Raw genomic sequence first — 18582 nt, 5'->3', positions numbered from 1 at the left:
AATAAGGAAAATTTAGGTATGACATTCTTACCCAGACCAAACAGTCACAAACTTTGTTCAAAGCATTTCTTCTTAAAGAGAAGTCTTACAGTGAAATTCGGTTTAGTATAGGAAATCTTTAATTCTGCGCCGATTATTTGAGTGAGCCTGCTTACAATCCACAGTCCAAGACCAAACCCGTCACTATATAAATCCTGTTTCTCAAATTCATTCGTGAGCACTGTCAGATCCTCTATTTCAGATTGTGAAGAATTAATAACTTCAAGCGAAATATCATCGTTTATTTCAATGATTCTGATGTGGAGCGTGGATTCCGGCTGACCATGTTTGATGGCGTTTTCCAGTAAGTTCAATAGGATACTTATCAGATGGGACCGGTCAGTGTTGATGATAAATTCTCCTTCTTCCGGTGTGAGTTCTATTTTGAAGATCTGGTGCTTTAGCAGAGCCTTACCTCTTTGCCGCTCTAAAAGTTCCATCACAACTTCGGGCAAATTGACGATAGCCTTATTGCAAATCAGCATTCCTGCTCTAAGTTGGCTCATCAATAAAAAATCATTTACCAATTTGCTTAGACGCTGAACTTCTACAATTTGATTGTCAACTATGGGTTTGAAAGCAGTTGGTGTCTGGTCATTTTGCAAAGTCTGCAATTCGGTCAGCATGACGCTTAGAGGAGTCCTGAGTTCATGTGAAGCGGATGCGAAAAATGCATTTTGATATTGAGCCTGCTTTTGGATTCTGAGCAGCATTTGATTCAGTGAGGTTGTCAATTTGTGGATTTCGTCATTTACACTGGGTTCTTCGAGCAAACTAATCTTATTTTGCAGGCTGACATCATTGGCTTTATTTACAATATTTTCAATCGGACGTAGCAGAAAACCGGAAAGAAAGTATCCGATAATCAAAGCGGCTAAGAATGATACGGGAAAATATATAAATAGGATGACTTGAAGCCTGTTCATGTCTTGAACCAATTCATTCGCTGAAACTACATATAAGAGCCGTATGGCTCCGCCAGTCTCGAGATTTCTTGAGAGTTCTTCGGATCGCCAAAGTAAGAAATCAGTTTGTTGTACGGTCTTTCTGAATGATTTTGGAAGATTGTTAAATAGTGTGTCATTTCTATTGTTGGCATCATAAATCAGCCTGAAATATTCTCCGGATGTGGGTAGGGGAATAGTTAGCGGATTGATTTCGGTTTCCTGAAGAATCAGATTTCCCTGGGTCTGCAACCTCGCGGCGAAGCTTTTCTCAAATTGACGTTTTACGTTTGTATAAAGTACGTAACCGGTTGCCAATAAAAAGCTTAGGAAAACAAATCCGAAAATAAGTCCGAACCGGAACCTGAGGCTGGCGTAAAAAGGGTAGGGGACACGTGCTTTCACAGTGAAGATTTTGAGCCGGTTAATTTGTATCCCACACCCACAACCGTTTGGATGAGCGCGCTGTCAAAACCTCTGTCAATTTTCCTGCGAAGCTGGTGCATATATACTTCAACAATATTACTTTCCGGATCAAAATCCATATTCCAGACATTTTCCAGAATCTGATTTTTACTCACTACTCTATTAATATTGCGTATCAGATATTCCAGCAATGCAAATTCTTTGGCAGTAAGTGTAATCTGGGTTTCAGAACGTGTAACCTGCCTGGTCATCAGGTCAATGGTGAGATCGTTTATGCGAATTCTGGTACTTTCATTGGTAAAAATTTTACGCTGTAAAATCCGGATCCGTGCCAGCAGCTCATCCCATTCAAAAGGTTTTTTGATGTAGTCGACAGCTCCAAGGTCCAGGCCTTCGACAACTTGTGAAGTCCCGCTGAGGGCACTCAATATGATAACCGGGCAGGAAATGTTAAAGGCTCTCATGTTTTTAAGAATTTCTATTCCCGTCATTCCCGGTAGCATAAGGTCCAGTAAAATCAGATCAAAAGTTTCCGAAGCTATTTTATTAAGCGCCTCAGAACCATTGTTTGAAATCTGCACCAGATAACCGGCCTGTTGAAGTCCCTGATGTATAAATCCGGCCAGTTTTTGCTCATCTTCAACCACTAATATTTTCATGTGAATGTATTGGCGTTAGCGTATTTTATAAATCACACTATCGATCTTTATGGAAATGGGTTTTACAACCTGCAAACCCGACTCCGATAAAAAACCATCGGTCGAATCGCGCATAGAGCCTTTTACGGTAATTATTTTTGCCTGATTAATTAAAGGAAATAATTCACGGGCCATGTGTGGTGGTAGTGTGACCATCTTTCCGGAAAGCAGAAAAGTATTCTCGTTGCTGTAAAGCGAAGGACTTCCTTCTATTTTAATTTCTATCCCCTTTTTAGGAGCCGGTGCCGGGATGTCTTCAAGATTCACTTGTGTTTGGAAAAGGTTATTGGTCAATAATTTAAGTTCATACAATTCGCCAGGATTTTCTTTGTGAAGAGGCCTTTTTTGCTCTGCCAGTGCTTCAACCTGTTTGTTGATGACAGCCACTGTTGTTACCAGCTTTGCTGTATGCGGAGGAAAATGCAGCCAGATTTTTTTTTCGTTTGATGATAACAGTAATTTATCAACATCACCTTCACGATTGCTTCCGTATTTAATAACGGTCCCGTTGATTTTGACTTGTTCAGCCGCTATTGGGCCTTCGGAAGGAAATCGATTGTCCAGTAGAATTGGTTCTTTTTTTTGAAAGATATACCACGATAATCCTGCTCCCAGAATGACCGGCAGCAGGATTATTGTTTTTGACTTTGATAATATCTTATTCACTGTGCGTCAGTATCGTAAGTTTCCTTCATGAATAGCAGGCATATGACAAATGCCATCGCAGCTACGGCACTAAGAAACAAAAAAGCGTAGCGGAATGAAAACAAGTTCGCAATGTATCCTCCTGCAACGTTGCTGAGCGATGCTCCCAGGCCAACAGCTGTGATCAAAATTCCGTTGGCCAGATTGAAATGGCCTGAACCCTTCGTCAGATCTGCAACAATGAGGATACTCACAACCCCAAAAATACCCGCTGAAAGTCCGTCAAGGATTTGCACGGATGTAATAAAGTACGGGTTTGGGCTTATGGTATAAAGTATCCCGCGGATGGGCAAAGCGGCAAAGCAAACAAGCATCAGCCATTTTCGTCCGCTTGTCGATTTTCGACTGCACCAGGCTGCGGTCGGTACCATAACCAGCTGGGCAATAACGATGCACGCCGACATGTAAACGGAAGCATTTACCTTATTTTCAGACACGATATATTGTCCTGCCAGGGGAAGCATGGCTGCATTCGCAAAGTGATAGAGTACACAGCATGTTGTAAAAATAAGGAAGAGTGGATTTGTGATAACACCGGAAGATGATTTCAGAGAATGTGTTTTTTCTTCCGAAAAGCTACCTCTTGAAAGCTGATAATCAATTTCGTTATTATCGATAAAACAAAGGAAATAGACGGCCGCGAAGGAAAGAAATAAGGTGAAAATAAATATTCCCTGTAATCCCAGATAATAGCCAATCAATCCTGAAATGACCGCCGAGGTTACATTTCCACCGTGATTGAACATTTCGTTTCGTCCCGTACGCTGTTCCAGTTTTTTGTATCCGACAAGGCCAAGGGTCATCGCGGCGATGGACGGAGCGATGAACGTAGCAGCAACGCCAACGATTACCTGACTCATTATTACAACAATGTAACTAGGTTTAATCAGGATAAGCAGTGTTCCTAATCCGATGATTACACTGGCAAAGGAAACGATCCTTTTCTTGTTTTTAAAGCGGTCAACAAATGCCCCGGCAGGTGTTTGTGTAAGTACGCCTGCAAAGGTGGCAATGGATGTAGCGATACCAATATCTCTTAAATTCCAGTGCTGGGCAGATAGCAGATAGATTCCCAGGAATGGTCCGATTCCATCACGAACATCGGCCAGCGTAAAATTGATAAAATCCAGTCCTCGTAAAGATTGGGATTTGGACCCGCTGGTCACGCTTTGAAGATGAAATATACCGCACCCACGAGTAAGGCAAAGCCAATCAGGTGATTGTACGTGAATTGCGTATTCTTGAAAAACGTAACCGAGAATATCATGAAAATGATAAGGGTAATAACCTCCTGAATAATTTTCAGCTGCACCAGTGAAAAAGGGCCGCCTGTTTCCGAAGATCCGATACGATTGGCCGGCACCTGAAAACAGTACTCGAAAAATGCCAGACCCCAGCTCAGAAGTATGATCATCCACAACGGTGTTGATGAGTGCCCACCATCTTTACTGAAAAATTTAAGGTGTCCATACCAGGCTAATGTCATGAAGACATTGGAAAGGACCAGCAGTCCTATGGTTGAAATGTATTTGCTCATTTGAGTAAGTGGGAAAAAACAGACAGTGACTTTACTGTCTGTTTCTGTTAAAAATTATCGAACCAGATACTGCTGTCCGTTCACGGTGATCGTGTTGCAGCGGATTACCTTATAATTTTCCAAAGAAATTTCTCCCTGCTCTTTATTTTTCTGACTTCCCGAGTAGGAGATGGCCGTACCTTTTGCTATCGTATCTCCCAACCACCCTGAAACATGTGGAGGGAAATGAAGTACCGTTTTGTCATCTGTAAATACACCATTCACTCTTCCTTCCCGATCTGTTTGTAAAGAAGTAACCTTACCGTTTCCGGTCACTATGGTTTCCTGTGCTGGTGTCACTGGCGTGGCTGGTGGATTATCTGTCAGCGTTTTACTGCCAGCTGTTAAACTTACCATTTTCATTTCTTTGGTTCCTGATCCAGGATTTTCCGAAACACCAGATACTGTTATCTGATTGCCCGGTTTGACGAGTGGGGAAATCTGAGATCCCATGTGTGCAGGAAATTTTACCAGTACACTATCGCTTCCGCTGATCATATAAAAACTATCAAAAGTGAAGTCGTCATTTGCGCTCAACTTGACAACCTTTCCGGTTATTGTTCTTACAGCCTGAAGCCCTGGTTCACCAGGTGCCGGCTGACCTGCATGTGGTGGCCGATGTCCGGGGCCTTTTTTTGCTGGTCCGGCTAGTTTCGGCGGGGCAATCAGACCAGGATTTTGGGCAAAAACGTTTGAGCCAGCTGTTAATCCGGAGATAAACAGGACAGCTAATGCTAATTTTTTCATGATTTTCTTTGTTGAAATGATTCGTTTTTATTTTCGAATCGAAGGTAGGACAGCCAGATAAGGCTGATATGAAGTGGAAATTAATTTTTCCTTATTTGAAGTTAGTTCCAGCGATACAAAGATCTGGATTACGTGGTATTGATTCTATCCGTAACAGAGGCATAGAATTGAACCGATTGTATTTATGCACTCTTTGGTTGCAAAATGTCCGATTGCACTGCTATGAAATTACTGCTCTAGTGCGTTAAGTAGTGCGCCACGATAGCAGGATTTCAGTTCACCCTCATACAAATTACCATTATAAATAGAGAGTACTCAAAAGATGGACATTGGCACAATCCTTACAACAACCAGGTAACCAGGTCGTATGCCGATTGGGCAGAACATGAATCACTATATGATGAATGGAAGGAGGTTTCATCAGGCTTTCAATTCTACATCCCAAAAGGAGCTTTTTATGTATATTGTTAAGGCAATCAGACAATAATCAATCACTGTATGTATAGCCTTTTTAACTAAAGAGCGTAATACCGTCCGGCATTTCGGGACTTAATGAGTTTTATTAACTGCTCTCTTGATTGGAATAAAAGTTGTCCCCAATTACAACAATTGCCAAATAAACAAACCTACAAATAGTATTTAAGTAGCCTTGACTAAGTTCTTCATTTTCAATAATTGTATAGCCCATATACTCACAACAGACATTATCAATAATAATACTGAGATATCAGGAATTGAGATCGGGAGACGTAGCATCCTTGAAAATGCATCTAAGCGTGATTCGTGGCTAGCGTAATTTTGATATATAAATAACCATAGTCCGTGGTAGTAAATATTTGCCAATAGTGAAAATATTGAAATAATCCGTTTAATATTCATATCAATTTGATTGTAGATTTTTTTGACTGAGTGCTTTCTATAATGATACACTTGTTTCTTCTTTCCCTCAATGGTGATAGAAAATATGACTTTCGATGATAAGGTGTCTTGCACCATGCTCCTTCAAGAGGTTATGAAACAATTCATTACCTTAATCATCTAGTAATTTCATCAGCGATTTACATTCCATTAAAAAGACTTTAACCAGCCATTTCAAACCCACATAGCCAAATATAGTGATTATTGAGTCTTGTTTTTGCGACAAATAAGAATGCAGTCATAGCGCCATTTTTACTAACTACCATTCTTGCTGCATGAGCTGAAAGGTAGATCTTTGAAGTAATTGAATCTGTATAGGCATTCAAAGTCTTTGCGTCTTGCTACCGTTTGCAGACCCGGCTCTGATATTTCACATGGATAGATGCCATAAATGTTTCAATGAAACTTCCTTGGCTGACCCGTTTACATTAATATAACAATAGGTTTACATTAATATAACAATAGAGGGAGTGAGTACCTTCTGCATTTTCTGGGCGTGGCTTTATCAAAAAAAAATTAACCCGAAACTTGTTTCTAACGTAATTGAAAATGTTTAAGATGAACAAATGTCGGATTGATACATTGAAAAGTAAAGATGTAAATCTGACAAACATCTTTGTAATCAGTAAATTACGTGCCTGATCGTGGGAGATTTTCGTCGAATAAAAAACTTCCATGATCTTGCTAATTAATTATGGGAAATTTTGCAGATTTTGATAGTTGCAGAAAAACAAAAAACCCCGTTTAAGTGATTTAAACGGGGTTTTGAATGTTTTGGTAGGAATATCAGCAGAGAGAGAGGGATTCGAACAAGTTTGGTAACTATTTGATAATGAAATAATTATCAAATCTATTTTCTTGACCTCCCACGATTCTCCCACGCATCAAAATTCCCATTAAATATGTTTGTAATATTCTGACTGTCAGTAAGTAATCAATCCATTGGCTAATTTAGAAACTTGGTCGAGCAAACGCAAGCTTTATTCGCAGATGTTTAAATAATTTGACAAATTAGTATTTTAAGTATAATTTAATTGGTAAAATAATGCCAACGTACGTGATTTGGCTTAATGCATTCCTTATCGATGTTCTCATCGATTGTTTCATGACCGCATTGTCAGTATCGTCTAATCGTATAGTTATTCTAAATCAGGTCATTGTTATAATCAATTATCCTAACAAAAATTCTTCCATGTTATCGGGAGAAATAATAAAGGTTTTCGCACCGGCGTAATTATCTGTAAACGTTTGCGGAAAGCGTCGTTTTTCTCTTGCGCTCCATTTAAACTCGAACGCTGATAGCTCGTCTCCGTGCTCTTCTATAAGATCTATCTCTTGCTGCTGGGTTGTACGCCAAAAATATGAGTTTACGTCTATATCACTATATTGCAGATATTTTATGCGTTCTGAAATAATATAATTCTCCCACAAAGCACCAACATCCGTTCTTGATGTAACGGGTTTGAAATTATTGATAATTGCATTTCGTATTCCGTTATCATAAAAGTAAATTTTTTTACCTTTTTTGATTTCATTGCGAACATTCCTGTTTAACGCAGGAAGACGAAATACAACATATGCTTTTTCAAGTAAATCAATGTATTTATCAACAGTCTTACTGTCACCACCTATTGTTTGACCAATTTCCTGATAGCTGACCTCGCTTCCTACCTGTAGGGCAAGTGCTTTTAGCAACTTTTCCAAAAGTAGGGGCTTCTTGATTTGCTCCAGCATCAATAGATCTTTGTACAGATAACTGCTTGCAAGAAGTTTCAGTAGTTCTTTCTCTTCTCCCGGGTTTGTCACAATTTCTGGATAGGCGCCATAGATCAAGCGATGCTCTATAAGACGCTTTTCCTGTATCAATCCATTTTGCTGCACCATTTCGGCAAAACTCAGCGGATACAGCATGAATTCATACTTTCTTCCCGTAAGCGGCTCATTTACCTTGCTTGATAATTCAAAGGCGGACGATCCTGTCGCGATTATTTGTACATCCTTGATCTGGTCTGTAAATAGTTTAAGTGTAAGGCCAATATTGGGTATACGTTGAGCTTCATCAATAAATAGAATTTTTTTGCTGCCGACGACTAGTCGTAACTTGGCAGCTGTAGTGTTGGTTAAAATTTCCCGGACATCTGAATCATCTCCATTGAGGTACATGAAGTCTTTCCCAGTAAGAAATGACTCCACTAATGTGGATTTACCAGATTGCCTGGGGCCAAATAGTAGAATGGCTTTTCCTTTAAATAACCTTTGTTCTATGCTTGCCTGAAGCAATCTTCTTATCATACTATTGGATTTGAATCCTAAAAATACATAATATTATTGGATTTGAATCTGTTTCGATTATTATTTGACCAGATTTTGTGTGGTGTGAGTTTTAGAATTGTTTTGCACTGTTTTAACACAGATATTTTGCACTGACAGATTCAATCAAACAGTGGAATAATCGTAATTCGATCGGTAAGCACCAAAGCCTCCTTTCCACTTCTTGACCGATGATTCGGATTTGATTAAATATTGATAGAGCACGTTTAACGGCAATTAAAAAGCCTAGCCCAAGCGGCCATATGCAACTCAGTTTACTTGTAGAAATTCGGTAAAGCTACCGTCTGTTTGCCGTGTTAAGATTATAAACCAACTTTTTCTTCCATGACCTGCATTCGCTTTCCTGATTTGCATACAACACATCACTGGCCACAATTTGGTAAGGCTCATATAATACGTTGAGTCATTCTAAAAAGCGCCGTTTTGTTTACCGAGCTAACAGTGAGTCTTTTAAAGACAAAATCCTGCGCGCCGCGTGGCATGGAAATGCAAAACGTGCCAGGTTTTAACTGCGTCCAGTTTTCCACAAATTTGCACATCATATACTGCTGGAAGTAGCAGCATTGAGTCACAAATAGTAGCAACAAGGTAGAACAACGCAATCCGGTGTAAGAAGTTTTTAAAAAGCCTTGCAGATTTTGTTGGCAAATAAATTATTGTACATTTGCATTGACTGACTAACCAGTCACTAAATTATAGAAGCATGAAAACAGAAGAAATAGCAGAAAAATATTTCAATGCAATGGTGGTCGGAAACTTCGATGAAATGGCCAAATTAAAAATGCCTGATTGTGTTTATTGGTTAAGTGGTGATGGATCTTGGCCATTTGGAGGTTACCAATCACGAGAAAACCAGGCAAAATTATGGGGCACGGTAGCAGAACGATTCCCGGAGGGAATGAAAATGACGCTTGAATCTATCACGGCAGATCAGGAGCGGGCAGCACTTTATGTTCATATTCGGGGAACGCGAAAGGATGGTCGTATTTACGAAAACAATGTGATGTTGCTTTTAACCTTTAAGGATGGCTTAATTAGCGGACTTTATGAATATTTGGATACCATTATGGTGAATGAACTATTCTGTGGCCCGATGGACGATATAAAGTAATAGTCAGTAATATTAGGAATGCAATCGGGGTATATATGTGTTTTATATACTTCGATTGCATTCAAAATAATCTTAATCTATGGATAAAAGGGAAAAACTACTTCAAACCGCATTGGAATTGTTTGTATCACAAGGATTTAATGATACACCGACAAGTAAAATTGCAAAGGAGGCAGGGATAGCAACAGGGACTTTATTTTATTTTTTTCCGACTAAAGATGACTTGATCATTTCACTCTACTTAAAATTAAAAGGACTGGCAGCAGAAAGTATAAATGTTGCATTGGCAGAAGTTAATTCAACAAAGCAAGCTATCAAGACGTATTACGAAGAATCACTTAATTGGTCGCTCCGTAGTCCCAACGAGTTTTTGTTTCTGGCGCAATTCTCTAATTCTCCTTATCTGAAAAAAATTGGGGGCGATGAGATTTCGGCTCAGATAGCTCCTGTATTGCAACTTTTTAGTCTGGCTATCAAGGAGCAACAGATCGCTGACACGGATGTAAATTTATTGTACATGTTGATCAGTAATCAGGTATTTGGTGTAAATCAATACCTTTCGTCAAATAAATTCACCAGAAAAGAACAGCATAAAATCATGGAGGATACATTCTCTATGTTTTGGAAAATGATTGAACGCTGATGAGTAACGAAAATAAGAAAATGAAAATAATAATTACGGGAGCCACAGGAATGATTGGGGAAGGCGTTTTGCTGGCTTCTCTTGATCACCCTAGTATTACCGAGGTATTGATGGTAAATAGAAGAGCTTCTCCGTTAATACATCACAAACTTTCTGAACTTATTGTAAAAGATTTTACAGATTTAGCTGCTCATAGAGAACAACTAACTGGCTATGATGGCTGTTTCTATTGCGCAGGGATAAGTTCCTTTGGTATGGGCGAGGATAAATACAACCACATCACTTTTTATACCACAATCATGTTTGCAAAGGAACTTGTCTTTTTAAATCCTGATATGGTTTTCTTTTACTTGTCGGGAGTTTATGCCGATAGTTCGGAAAATGGAAAAATAATGTGGGCAAGGATCAAAGGCAGGACAGAGAACGCATTAAATGAGCTACATTTTAAAGCTGCTTACAGCTTCCGGCCAGGATTTATTATTCCGTTGAAAGCGCAAAAAAACGTAAGGTTCATTTATAAAGGACTTGGGCTTATTTATCCTTTTGTTTTTCCTAAGCAAACTTTGACTTATAACGAGATAATATCTGCATTAATTCGAACATTGACACTTGGATACAACAAAAATAATTTGGAAATAAAAGATTTAAAATTAATTGTCAGACAGGTTGAGCTGGACAAATAAATTAGAAACGATAAAAGTGTATTTGTAAAGAGAACTGCTAGCCACCTTTTCGATCAGCCGGATACATGGAGCGCAGGCTAATGTACGTGGCATTGCTGTTTGAAAATGGCTGGAAGTACTGGTTGCTTTATGGTGCTGTGACTTCAAAGTTTGCTACCCATTCAGAAGCATCCCACCTATAAAATCGTACTACAAAGCCCTCTAAATAAAATTGCTTTCCATCAGATGCTATTGGATGTACAACGGTCCGTATGTAGGCAAAGAATATAGTACCTGATATCGGTTCTTCATATAGTCGTAGTGGAAGCTGCATGTATCAGAAGTTCAAAGAATTTCTTGGTTCGACCTCAAGCAGCTCGTTGATATTTTTTTAGACCGTTTTTCTTAATCCAATTTGACAAAGTGGCCTCCGTCACCCGGTAACGATCTGCAATATACTTCTGACTCGAACCACTGAGAAGCAAGGCTTCTATCTCTGGTCTAAATTGATCAAGTTTACTTTTGCCTGGGCCAGTCGGCCTACCTAGCTTAATCCCAGAAAGTTTCTTGGCGGCTAGCGATTCCTTTGTGCGCTTACTAATCAGGTCCCTTTCAATTTCTGATGCCATTGCAAAAACCATCGCCATGACTTTACTCTGGATCGAGTCGTCCAGTTGCCAGGCACCTTTCACAGTATAGATCCGGATACCTTTTTGCATCGCGATGGAAATGATTTCCATTACTTCAAGCATGGATCTGCCAAGTCTGGAAAACTCACTAAGTAAAATGACATCTCCTTTTTTAAGTTCGTCCAAGATCGGCCCGATTTTGCGGTTACGCCATGAAACTTTTCCGGAAACCTTTTCCTGGACAAACTCGACTTTTCCTAAATTTTTCTCATTGGCCAAGTGCAGTATGTCGGCTTTATTCTTTTCTAGATCTTGATCCAGGGTTGAGACACGTAAATAGGCAATATTTCGAGGCATTTTTGAGTGATTAGATGAAAACCTTATTATCGAATTTATTTTATAATAATAACATCGTAATATTAAAACCTTTTTACTAAATTATCCTTACTATTTATATGAACGTTTATTTTATAATGTTTTTTCTGCTACTTTCTCCCCAATTGTTATGGCAAAGCGAACTTCATGGGATAAGTATCAACTTATTCTGCCATCACTCAATCAGGATGTTTCTATAACAGAATTATCCCGGACTTACAATATACCGGTGCGGACTCTGCGTGACTGGAAGAAAAAATTTATAGACCTGGGTCTTCCCGGACTGGATCATATGAAAAGAAAAGACCAGGGAACGCGAAAGTGTATGTCACCGCAAATGCAAGAGCTGATCGGCGGATTCGCTTTACTCAGACCCAAACTGAGGATTACGGCTATCTATCAGAAAATTGTTTTGTTAGCTGAGCAAACCAATCAAAAGCCCCCTTCCTATACAACAGTATATAATGTTGTACGTAAGATTAAGCCGGCTTTGTTGACGCTATCTCATGAAGGTGTTAAAGCTTACCAACAAAAATTTGAAATGATTTATCGTAGAGAGTGCAAGGCCTCTAATGAAATATGGCAATGTGATCACACAGAGCTGGACATTTATGTCCTGGATAGCGATGGAAAGGAAGTAAAAACCTGGCTTACTATTATATTGGATGATTATAGCCGGGCGATTGCAGGATTTCTATTATCAGTAGAAGCTCCAAGCTCTATAAATACCGCTTTGGCATTAAGACAGGCAATTTCCAGAAAAGAGGAACCATGCTGGCAGATTTGTGGAATACCTCAGATTCTCTACACTGACCATGGCACTGATTTCATGTCAGTACATATTCAACAGGTATGTGTCAATTTAAAGATTCGTCACTTCAATTCAGCCGTGGGCCGTCCACAAGGCCGTGGTAAAATTGAAAGGTTTTTTAGAACATTGAATGATACGCTTCTAGCGACACTACCTGGTTACAGCCAAAATGGCAAACCTCTTTCTAAACCAAAGTTGACTTTTACGGAGCTCAATTCTGCTGTAAAGCAATATATAGTGTCAAATTACAACCAGCAAATACATAGGGCAACTGGCGTTTCGCCCCTTCAAAGATGGTCAGAAGGCTTTTTGCCTCAAATGCCGGACTCATTTGAAGAACTTGATCTTTTACTATTGTACATTCAAAAGCCACGTAAAGTCCAAAGAGATGGCATCCGCTTCCATGGCATGAGATACATCTCAATAGTTCTGGCAGCGTTTGTTGGTGAAACCGTAACTATCCGATATGATCCTAATGATCTGGGTGAGATAAAAGTCTACTATCAGGATAATTTCTTATGCAAAGCTGTCTGTCATGATATTTCTGACATGACTATCAGCCTTAAAGAGATTAAAGCAGCCAGAAGCTCTGTAAAAAAGGATTTATTTGATCAGCTCAGACAGTCAAAAGCCTTTATTAAGGGTATTACAGGCAAGAAAGGTCCATCATCTCCTAAGCAATCCGTAGTCAGTGAGCCGATAACATCTAAACTTCGTATTTATGAAGATGAATGATTTAAAGATTCCGGGAAAGTTTCTGTCTTCATTTATTCACACGCAGGAATTTAAAAGGTTTGAGGAATTTGTTAACTCATGTGTAGACTACCGTTATATAGGAGTCTGTTACGGAGAACCTGGGGTTGGCAAATCACTGGCTGCTTCATATTATACTAAATGGAGGGAAGAATTAACCTCTGAGAACCTTGTCAGTGATATATCCTTAGAGAATAGTTCAACGGCAAAAATTTGCAAAGGTGTATTTGCCACTGTCCCTGTTACCAATACACCAAAGACTATTAGACATGAAATACACCGGCGCTACTTTGGTTATGGTTCATCCGTTGCAAAAGCAAATGGAATAACGGATGTAGGAGTACGAGTCAAGTACGCAAATTCTTTTTGCCCGTTAGTTATACTTGATGAATCAGACAGACTTAGTTTTAATAGTCTGGAAGAAGTCAGGAATATGTATGATGATTTAAATTTCGGATTGGTACTAATTGGTATGCCTGGCTTTGAGAAAAGACTTTCGAGATATCCCCAGTTATTCTCCCGGATTGGATTTGCCCATCAGTATAAATCCCTGGGAGAAGATGAAATGCGGTTTGTGTTTCCTAAAATATGGAGTAAAATGGGTAAAGAATATGATCCGGAGTATTTTGCTGACTATGAAGCAATGAATACTATCATACGAATCACCGGCGGCAATTTTAGATTGATTGATCGTATATTTAGTCAGATATGCAGGATTATGGAAATAAATAAGCTGCAAACAGTAACCAAAGAGGTTGTTGAAGCCGCTAGAAAGTGTCTGCTAATCGGGTAGGGTGATCTTCAATTTTGACCCCTATGGATTCGGCAATTTAATGTTGAAATAAATATGCAATTTATCGATGAAGTTTACACCTGGATATTCTTTAGAATTTACTTATTTATATTGCCATGTAATTAAACTAAATGTAATATATTTGATTTTATTAAGTTTCGTATATAAAATGATCAAATTAGGATACGCCCGAGTCTCTACCCAGGAACAAAACCTTGACCTTCAGCTGGACGCCCTAAAAAAAGAAGGATGCAAGCAGGTTTTTACCGACAAGGTCTCCGGAGTAAAGGCTACCAAGCCGAATTTTGAAAAATTGATGGAATATGCCCGGCCTGGTGACACCATTGTAATATGGAAGCTGGATCGGCTTGGAAGAAGTACCATTAAGCTCATCGAATTGATCGAAGAATTGAAAAATAAGGGATTAAATCTTAAATCACTATCTGAATCTATTGATACCAGTACAGCGACCGGTAATCTGTTTTTTCAATTTATGTGTGTGCTGGCCGAACATGAGCGCAACATAATCCGCGAGCGAACAAAGGCAGGTCTAGAGTCAGCCCGAGCTAGGGGCAGATCCGGAGGAAGGCCGGAAGGTTTAAGTGAGCGTTACCGTAAAATTGCCCCTGAAGTCAAAGAGATTTATGAAAAGAACAGCCGGAGTACGGATGAAATTAGAGAGATGTTCAAAATAAAAAGCCAACCTACGCTTTACAAGATTTTAAAGTATAGTGGTGTTGATATCAAGGGCTTCTTAAAAAAGAGACGATAAGGCCCGTGGCTCTTTGCACAATCTTTTAATTTAACCCAAAGGTTGACAAATTAACTTAAATATAAATATCCCTGTTACAGATGAAGCAGTTCTCGAACCCCGATCAAAATAACTATACAAATCTTGAATGGGAACGGCAACTGCTGCTTGATCTGGGCAACGATATCACCAAAGTGCGCGACAAGAATGACTTGATCGTTTTGTTTTCGGAGCGGATCAAGTCATTAATGCACTTTACGCATACGATTGTGACCTTGATTGACCGTAAGGATGAGACCTACAAGCCATTTTTACTTGATCACCGTGCATCAGCCATTAAGGACCACCCCGAATATGGTGATATGGTCAAGGCGTGTTTTCCGCTTGACGAGCCTTTCATCGAATCCGTTTTGGCGGCCGATGGTCCTGTTGATTTCTTTCTCGCCGATATTGTAGATGCCCCGCAAAGCCCGGCGTTCCTGCGGGTAAATTTCGAGAAAGGTATCAGACATGTGCTTATGACTACGCTGCGTACCGGTAACCAGCCGATTGGATTTATCCATATTTACACCGATCAGGAAGACGGGTTTTCGCAAGAATTCAAGGACATCGTCCAAAGGATCACCCCGCAATTGTCAAGCGCGGTCTCCAACATTATTAAAAACGAAGAAATCCTGCAACAGGAAAATGAAAAGTCATTCCTGCTTGATTTTAGCAATGATATGACGGCTGTTCGGAGCCGGGAAGACCTGGCCATTGTCGTTAAAACAGCACTACGGAAGCTTAACCCTGACGGAGGATATGTGATCCGCAAGATCAATGAAGATGGGCTGACAATGTCTGCCTACCTGTACGATACCGGTGCTTCTGCATTCGATCCCACATTGTTGGAGCGGGTGATTTCCGAGAAGTATCCAATCAATGACGGGCTCCAAAACCGCATTCTGGATAGTTACATTCCGTTGCTTTTCAATGTGGGTCTCGAGTTGCAGAGAGGCTACGATCTGTCCTATCTGGATCTTTGGGAAAACATGGGTTTCAAAACAATGGTCGGCATTGCATTGCGAAACGGCAATACCAACATTGGTCTGCTTTGGCTGAGCATCGACGAGATCAACATTCCGATCTTGCAGGGCATATGCTCGCAGATTGCCATTGCGATGGGCAACATTATGGGCAATGAAGAAATTTTGCGCCGCCAGGCTGAGCAGCAGCTGATGCTCAGGTTTTCAAATGATATTACCGGTGTTAAATCTAAATCTGACCTGGACCATGTGATTTCGTATGTTTTGCAGGGTCTGTTTCAAACCCGGATCGCTGTGATGTACCTACTGGCGGAAGACCAGGTAACGCTGCGACCTTACCTTTTCGACCGGCAGTTTTTCCAGGAAACTGAGGTATTTGAGCACGAAGAATTTTACTCTTTAAATATCAATGAGCAGCATATAAAACTCGTCTTCGAAAGCAACCAGCCGATTTTGCTGGATATTGATGAAAACCTGGAAGCGAAGTGCCTGAAACTTTCCATCCAGCGTGAGCAGCGCGCGATTAATACTGTCTATGCATCGGCGCTGAGATTGGGCGAGCAGAACCTGGGAATGGTTTGGTTGCTGGGTGAACAGATCAGCGGTCCGCTTTTGCAAGGGATTTGCGCCCAGATTTCGACTGCGGTTTCCAATGTGCTTGCGCACGAACAGATACTGCGTTTGAAAAAACAGCTGGAAGACGAAAATGACTATCTCAAGCAGCAGCTCAATAGGGATTTTGAGGAGATTGTCGGCGGTGGTGAGGCGATGCAGCAGATATACCGACTGATTTCCTTAGTGGCTGAAAGCAATTCTACGGTACTGCTGCTGGGCGAGACGGGTACTGGTAAGGAGCTGATCGCGAAAGCCGTGCATAACGCGTCTGCCCGCAAAGAAAAGCTGATGATCAAGGTCAACTGCGCGGCCATGCCGGCGACCCTGATCGAGAGCGAGTTGTTTGGCCATGAGCGCGGCGCATTCACCGGAGCTGTCGAGCGGCGCATCGGAAAATTCGAGCTGGCCAATAACAGCACGCTGTTTCTGGACGAGGTCGGCGAAATGCCGCTGGAAACACAAGTGAAGCTGCTGCGGGTTTTGCAGGAAAAGGAAATGGAACGTGTCGGGGGAAAAGCCACCATCAAATTAAACGTCCGCATCATCGCGGCCACCAACCGCGACCTGGAAGCGGAAGTGAAAGCAGGCCGGTTCCGTTCAGATTTGTATTACCGTTTAAATGTATTCCCTATCAAGCTTCCACCGCTTCGAGACCGCCGTGAGGATATCGAAAGCCTTGCCGGATTTTTCCTGTCAAAATTCAGCAAAAGTGTAGGCAAGAAAACCGTGAAACTCTCAGCTAATGCACTTAGGCAATTGCAGGCCTATTTGTGGCCCGGCAATGTGCGTGAACTCGAACACCTCATTGAGCGCTCGGTGATACTGGCTACAGGTCCCATGATCACCGAGTTTTTCTTGCCGCAAGCGACAGGAGCAACGGCCGATGATCAGACGATGCCATCCGATTTACGATTAGAAGAAGTCGAGCGCATGCACATCATACAAGTATTGCGGCGGTGCGGTGGCAAAATTTCCGGCATCGGAGGTGCTGCGGAGATACTGGGGCTCCCCGGTAATACCCTTCATTCCAAAATGCGAAAGCTCGGCATTTCAAAGGCCGATTACTACGCTCATTGAGCTTTTCACCAGTTGGGCCATTTCGTCCATTCTCATCAAATAAGATGACTGTTTTGATGTTTTCACCAAATACGGTGAAAATGAAAGATGTTTGGTTTGGGTATGTGTTTGATAACCAGTATGTTAAATAATTGGCATTGAAATGGTAGGTTTAGAATCATCTATGAGATTTTAAACTTAAACATTTCAGAATCATGAATATTGTAATTGTAGGCGGTACGGGGTTAATTGGGTCGAAGGTTAGCGAAAAGCTGCGGGCGTTGGGCCATCAGGTAGTCGTGGCCGCTCCTTCGACGGGCATCAATGCACTAACAGGCGAAGGCCTTGCGGATGCGATGAAAGATGCCGAGGTGGTTGTCGATCTCTCCAATTCGGCTTCTCCCGAGGAAGATACTGCGATCAATTTCTTCCGTGCAGCAGGTAAGAACCTGGTTGCGGCAGAAATTGCAGCCGGTGTTAAACATCACCTGGTACTATCGATCGTAGGAACCGACCGGGCTTTGTACATCGGTTATCTGCGCGCCAAAAAAGAGCAGGAGGATATTATCAAAGAATCCAGTATCCCGTACACGATCATCCGCGCTACGCAGTTCCACGAACATATCACAACTTTGATTGCGGTGCAATCCGACGAGGAGGCCATCCACATTTCCACCGTGGACTACCAGCCCATTGCGGCAGAAGACGTGGCGGCATTGGTTACCCGGCTCGCATTGGAAGCACCAAAAAATACGACAGTGGAAATCGCAGGGCCAGACCAGGCGCCCATGAACGAGTTTGTAAGCCAGTACCTTTCTGTTAAAGGCGGGGAAAAGCGTTTGAAAGCCAATGACGAGAATAAGTACATGTTCTTTGAAATCTCCAAATCTCTTTTGGTTCCTCAGGGTGATTTTTACCCTGGCGCAATCCGGTTCAGCGACTGGATTAACGGATAAGCAAGCCTGTTCATTTCA

Annotated in this window: 16 protein-coding genes; 8 read left to right on the top strand and 8 right to left on the bottom strand. The window is 41.1% G+C overall.

All coding sequences use genetic code 11. From position 1 onward, the window contains the following. Nucleotides 1-44: 44 nt before the first annotated feature. The 7 genes from AC1XUE_RS15770 to AC1XUE_RS15740 all read right to left on the bottom strand — a co-directional run bounded on the left by AC1XUE_RS15770 (nt 45) and on the right by AC1XUE_RS15740 (nt 8345). Nucleotides 45-1388 carry a sensor histidine kinase gene (locus AC1XUE_RS15770; protein ID WP_483356944.1) on the bottom strand — a complete coding sequence of 448 codons (1344 nt, stop codon included), beginning with the start codon at nt 1386-1388 and terminating at the stop codon, nt 45-47. Then, complete coding sequence (locus tag AC1XUE_RS15765; RefSeq protein WP_483356943.1) at nt 1385-2068, bottom strand: response regulator transcription factor; 684 nt, start codon at nt 2066-2068, stop codon at nt 1385-1387. Before AC1XUE_RS15765 ends, AC1XUE_RS15770 begins: the two co-directional genes overlap by 4 nt. 15 nt (nt 2069-2083) lie before the next feature. After that, nucleotides 2084-2773, bottom strand: a complete 690-nt coding sequence (locus AC1XUE_RS15760) for a hypothetical protein (RefSeq protein ID WP_483356942.1) — start codon at nt 2771-2773, stop codon at nt 2084-2086. Beyond that, the gene (locus AC1XUE_RS15755; RefSeq protein WP_483356941.1) at nt 2770-3978 is read right to left on the bottom strand and encodes an MFS transporter; all 1209 of its coding nucleotides are present in this window, start codon (nt 3976-3978) and stop codon (nt 2770-2772) included. The genes AC1XUE_RS15760 and AC1XUE_RS15755 overlap by 4 nt, the downstream gene beginning before the upstream one ends. Continuing rightward, a complete protein-coding gene (locus AC1XUE_RS15750; protein ID WP_483356940.1) occupies nt 3975-4349 on the bottom strand; it encodes a DMT family protein in 375 nt (124 codons plus the stop codon). The genes AC1XUE_RS15755 and AC1XUE_RS15750 overlap by 4 nt, the downstream gene beginning before the upstream one ends. Nucleotides 4350-4403: 54 nt before the next feature. Continuing rightward, nucleotides 4404-5135: a hypothetical protein gene (locus tag AC1XUE_RS15745; RefSeq protein ID WP_483356939.1), complete on the bottom strand. Its 732-nt coding sequence runs from the start codon at nt 5133-5135 to the stop codon at nt 4404-4406. 2088 nt (nt 5136-7223) lie between these two features. Next, a complete protein-coding gene (locus tag AC1XUE_RS15740; protein WP_483356938.1) occupies nt 7224-8345 on the bottom strand; it encodes an ATP-binding protein in 1122 nt (373 codons plus the stop codon). 742 nt (nt 8346-9087) lie between these two features. Between AC1XUE_RS15740 and AC1XUE_RS15735 the strand changes: the two genes are divergently transcribed. The 3 genes from AC1XUE_RS15735 to AC1XUE_RS15725 all read left to right on the top strand — a co-directional run bounded on the left by AC1XUE_RS15735 (nt 9088) and on the right by AC1XUE_RS15725 (nt 10821). Beyond that, nucleotides 9088-9495, top strand: coding sequence for a nuclear transport factor 2 family protein (locus AC1XUE_RS15735; protein ID WP_483356937.1), 408 nt, complete (start codon nt 9088-9090; stop codon nt 9493-9495). A 79-nt stretch (nt 9496-9574) separates the two neighbouring features. Then, on the top strand, nt 9575-10138 hold the full coding sequence (locus AC1XUE_RS15730; RefSeq protein WP_483356936.1) for a TetR/AcrR family transcriptional regulator: 564 nt from the start codon (nt 9575-9577) through the stop codon (nt 10136-10138). Next, entirely contained in the window at nt 10138-10821 is a 684-nt protein-coding gene (locus tag AC1XUE_RS15725) for an NAD-dependent epimerase/dehydratase family protein (protein ID WP_483356935.1), read from the top strand. The genes AC1XUE_RS15730 and AC1XUE_RS15725 overlap by 1 nt, the downstream gene beginning before the upstream one ends. Before the next feature lie 347 nt (nt 10822-11168). Here the strand turns inward: AC1XUE_RS15725 and AC1XUE_RS15720 are convergent, their stop codons facing one another. Continuing rightward, nucleotides 11169-11786 (bottom strand): recombinase family protein, encoded by a 618-nt coding sequence (locus AC1XUE_RS15720; RefSeq protein ID WP_483356934.1) that lies wholly within the window; start codon nt 11784-11786, stop codon nt 11169-11171. Nucleotides 11787-11934: 148 nt separating this feature from the next. Between AC1XUE_RS15720 and AC1XUE_RS15715 the strand changes: the two genes are divergently transcribed. From AC1XUE_RS15715 to AC1XUE_RS15695, 5 genes are all read left to right on the top strand, one after another. After that, a complete protein-coding gene (locus AC1XUE_RS15715; RefSeq protein WP_483356933.1) occupies nt 11935-13350 on the top strand; it encodes a transposase in 1416 nt (471 codons plus the stop codon). Next, a complete protein-coding gene (locus AC1XUE_RS15710; RefSeq protein WP_483356932.1) occupies nt 13337-14161 on the top strand; it encodes an AAA family ATPase in 825 nt (274 codons plus the stop codon). The genes AC1XUE_RS15715 and AC1XUE_RS15710 overlap by 14 nt, the downstream gene beginning before the upstream one ends. A gap of 169 nt (nt 14162-14330) precedes the next feature. Further along, nucleotides 14331-14933, top strand: coding sequence for a recombinase family protein (locus tag AC1XUE_RS15705; protein ID WP_483356931.1), 603 nt, complete (start codon nt 14331-14333; stop codon nt 14931-14933). Nucleotides 14934-15013: 80 nt separating this feature from the next. Then, nucleotides 15014-17629, top strand: coding sequence for a sigma-54-dependent Fis family transcriptional regulator (locus AC1XUE_RS15700; protein WP_483356930.1), 2616 nt, complete (start codon nt 15014-15016; stop codon nt 17627-17629). Nucleotides 17630-17823: 194 nt separating this feature from the next. Then, complete coding sequence (locus AC1XUE_RS15695) at nt 17824-18564, top strand: SDR family oxidoreductase (protein ID WP_483356929.1); 741 nt, start codon at nt 17824-17826, stop codon at nt 18562-18564. Nucleotides 18565-18582 lie beyond the last annotated feature (18 nt).

It is taken from the genome of Dyadobacter sp. HNCC25DJ187 (assembly GCF_056895255.1).
The sequence above is the reverse complement of the archived record's forward strand: the minus strand, read 5'-3'. Positions and strand labels throughout refer to the sequence as shown.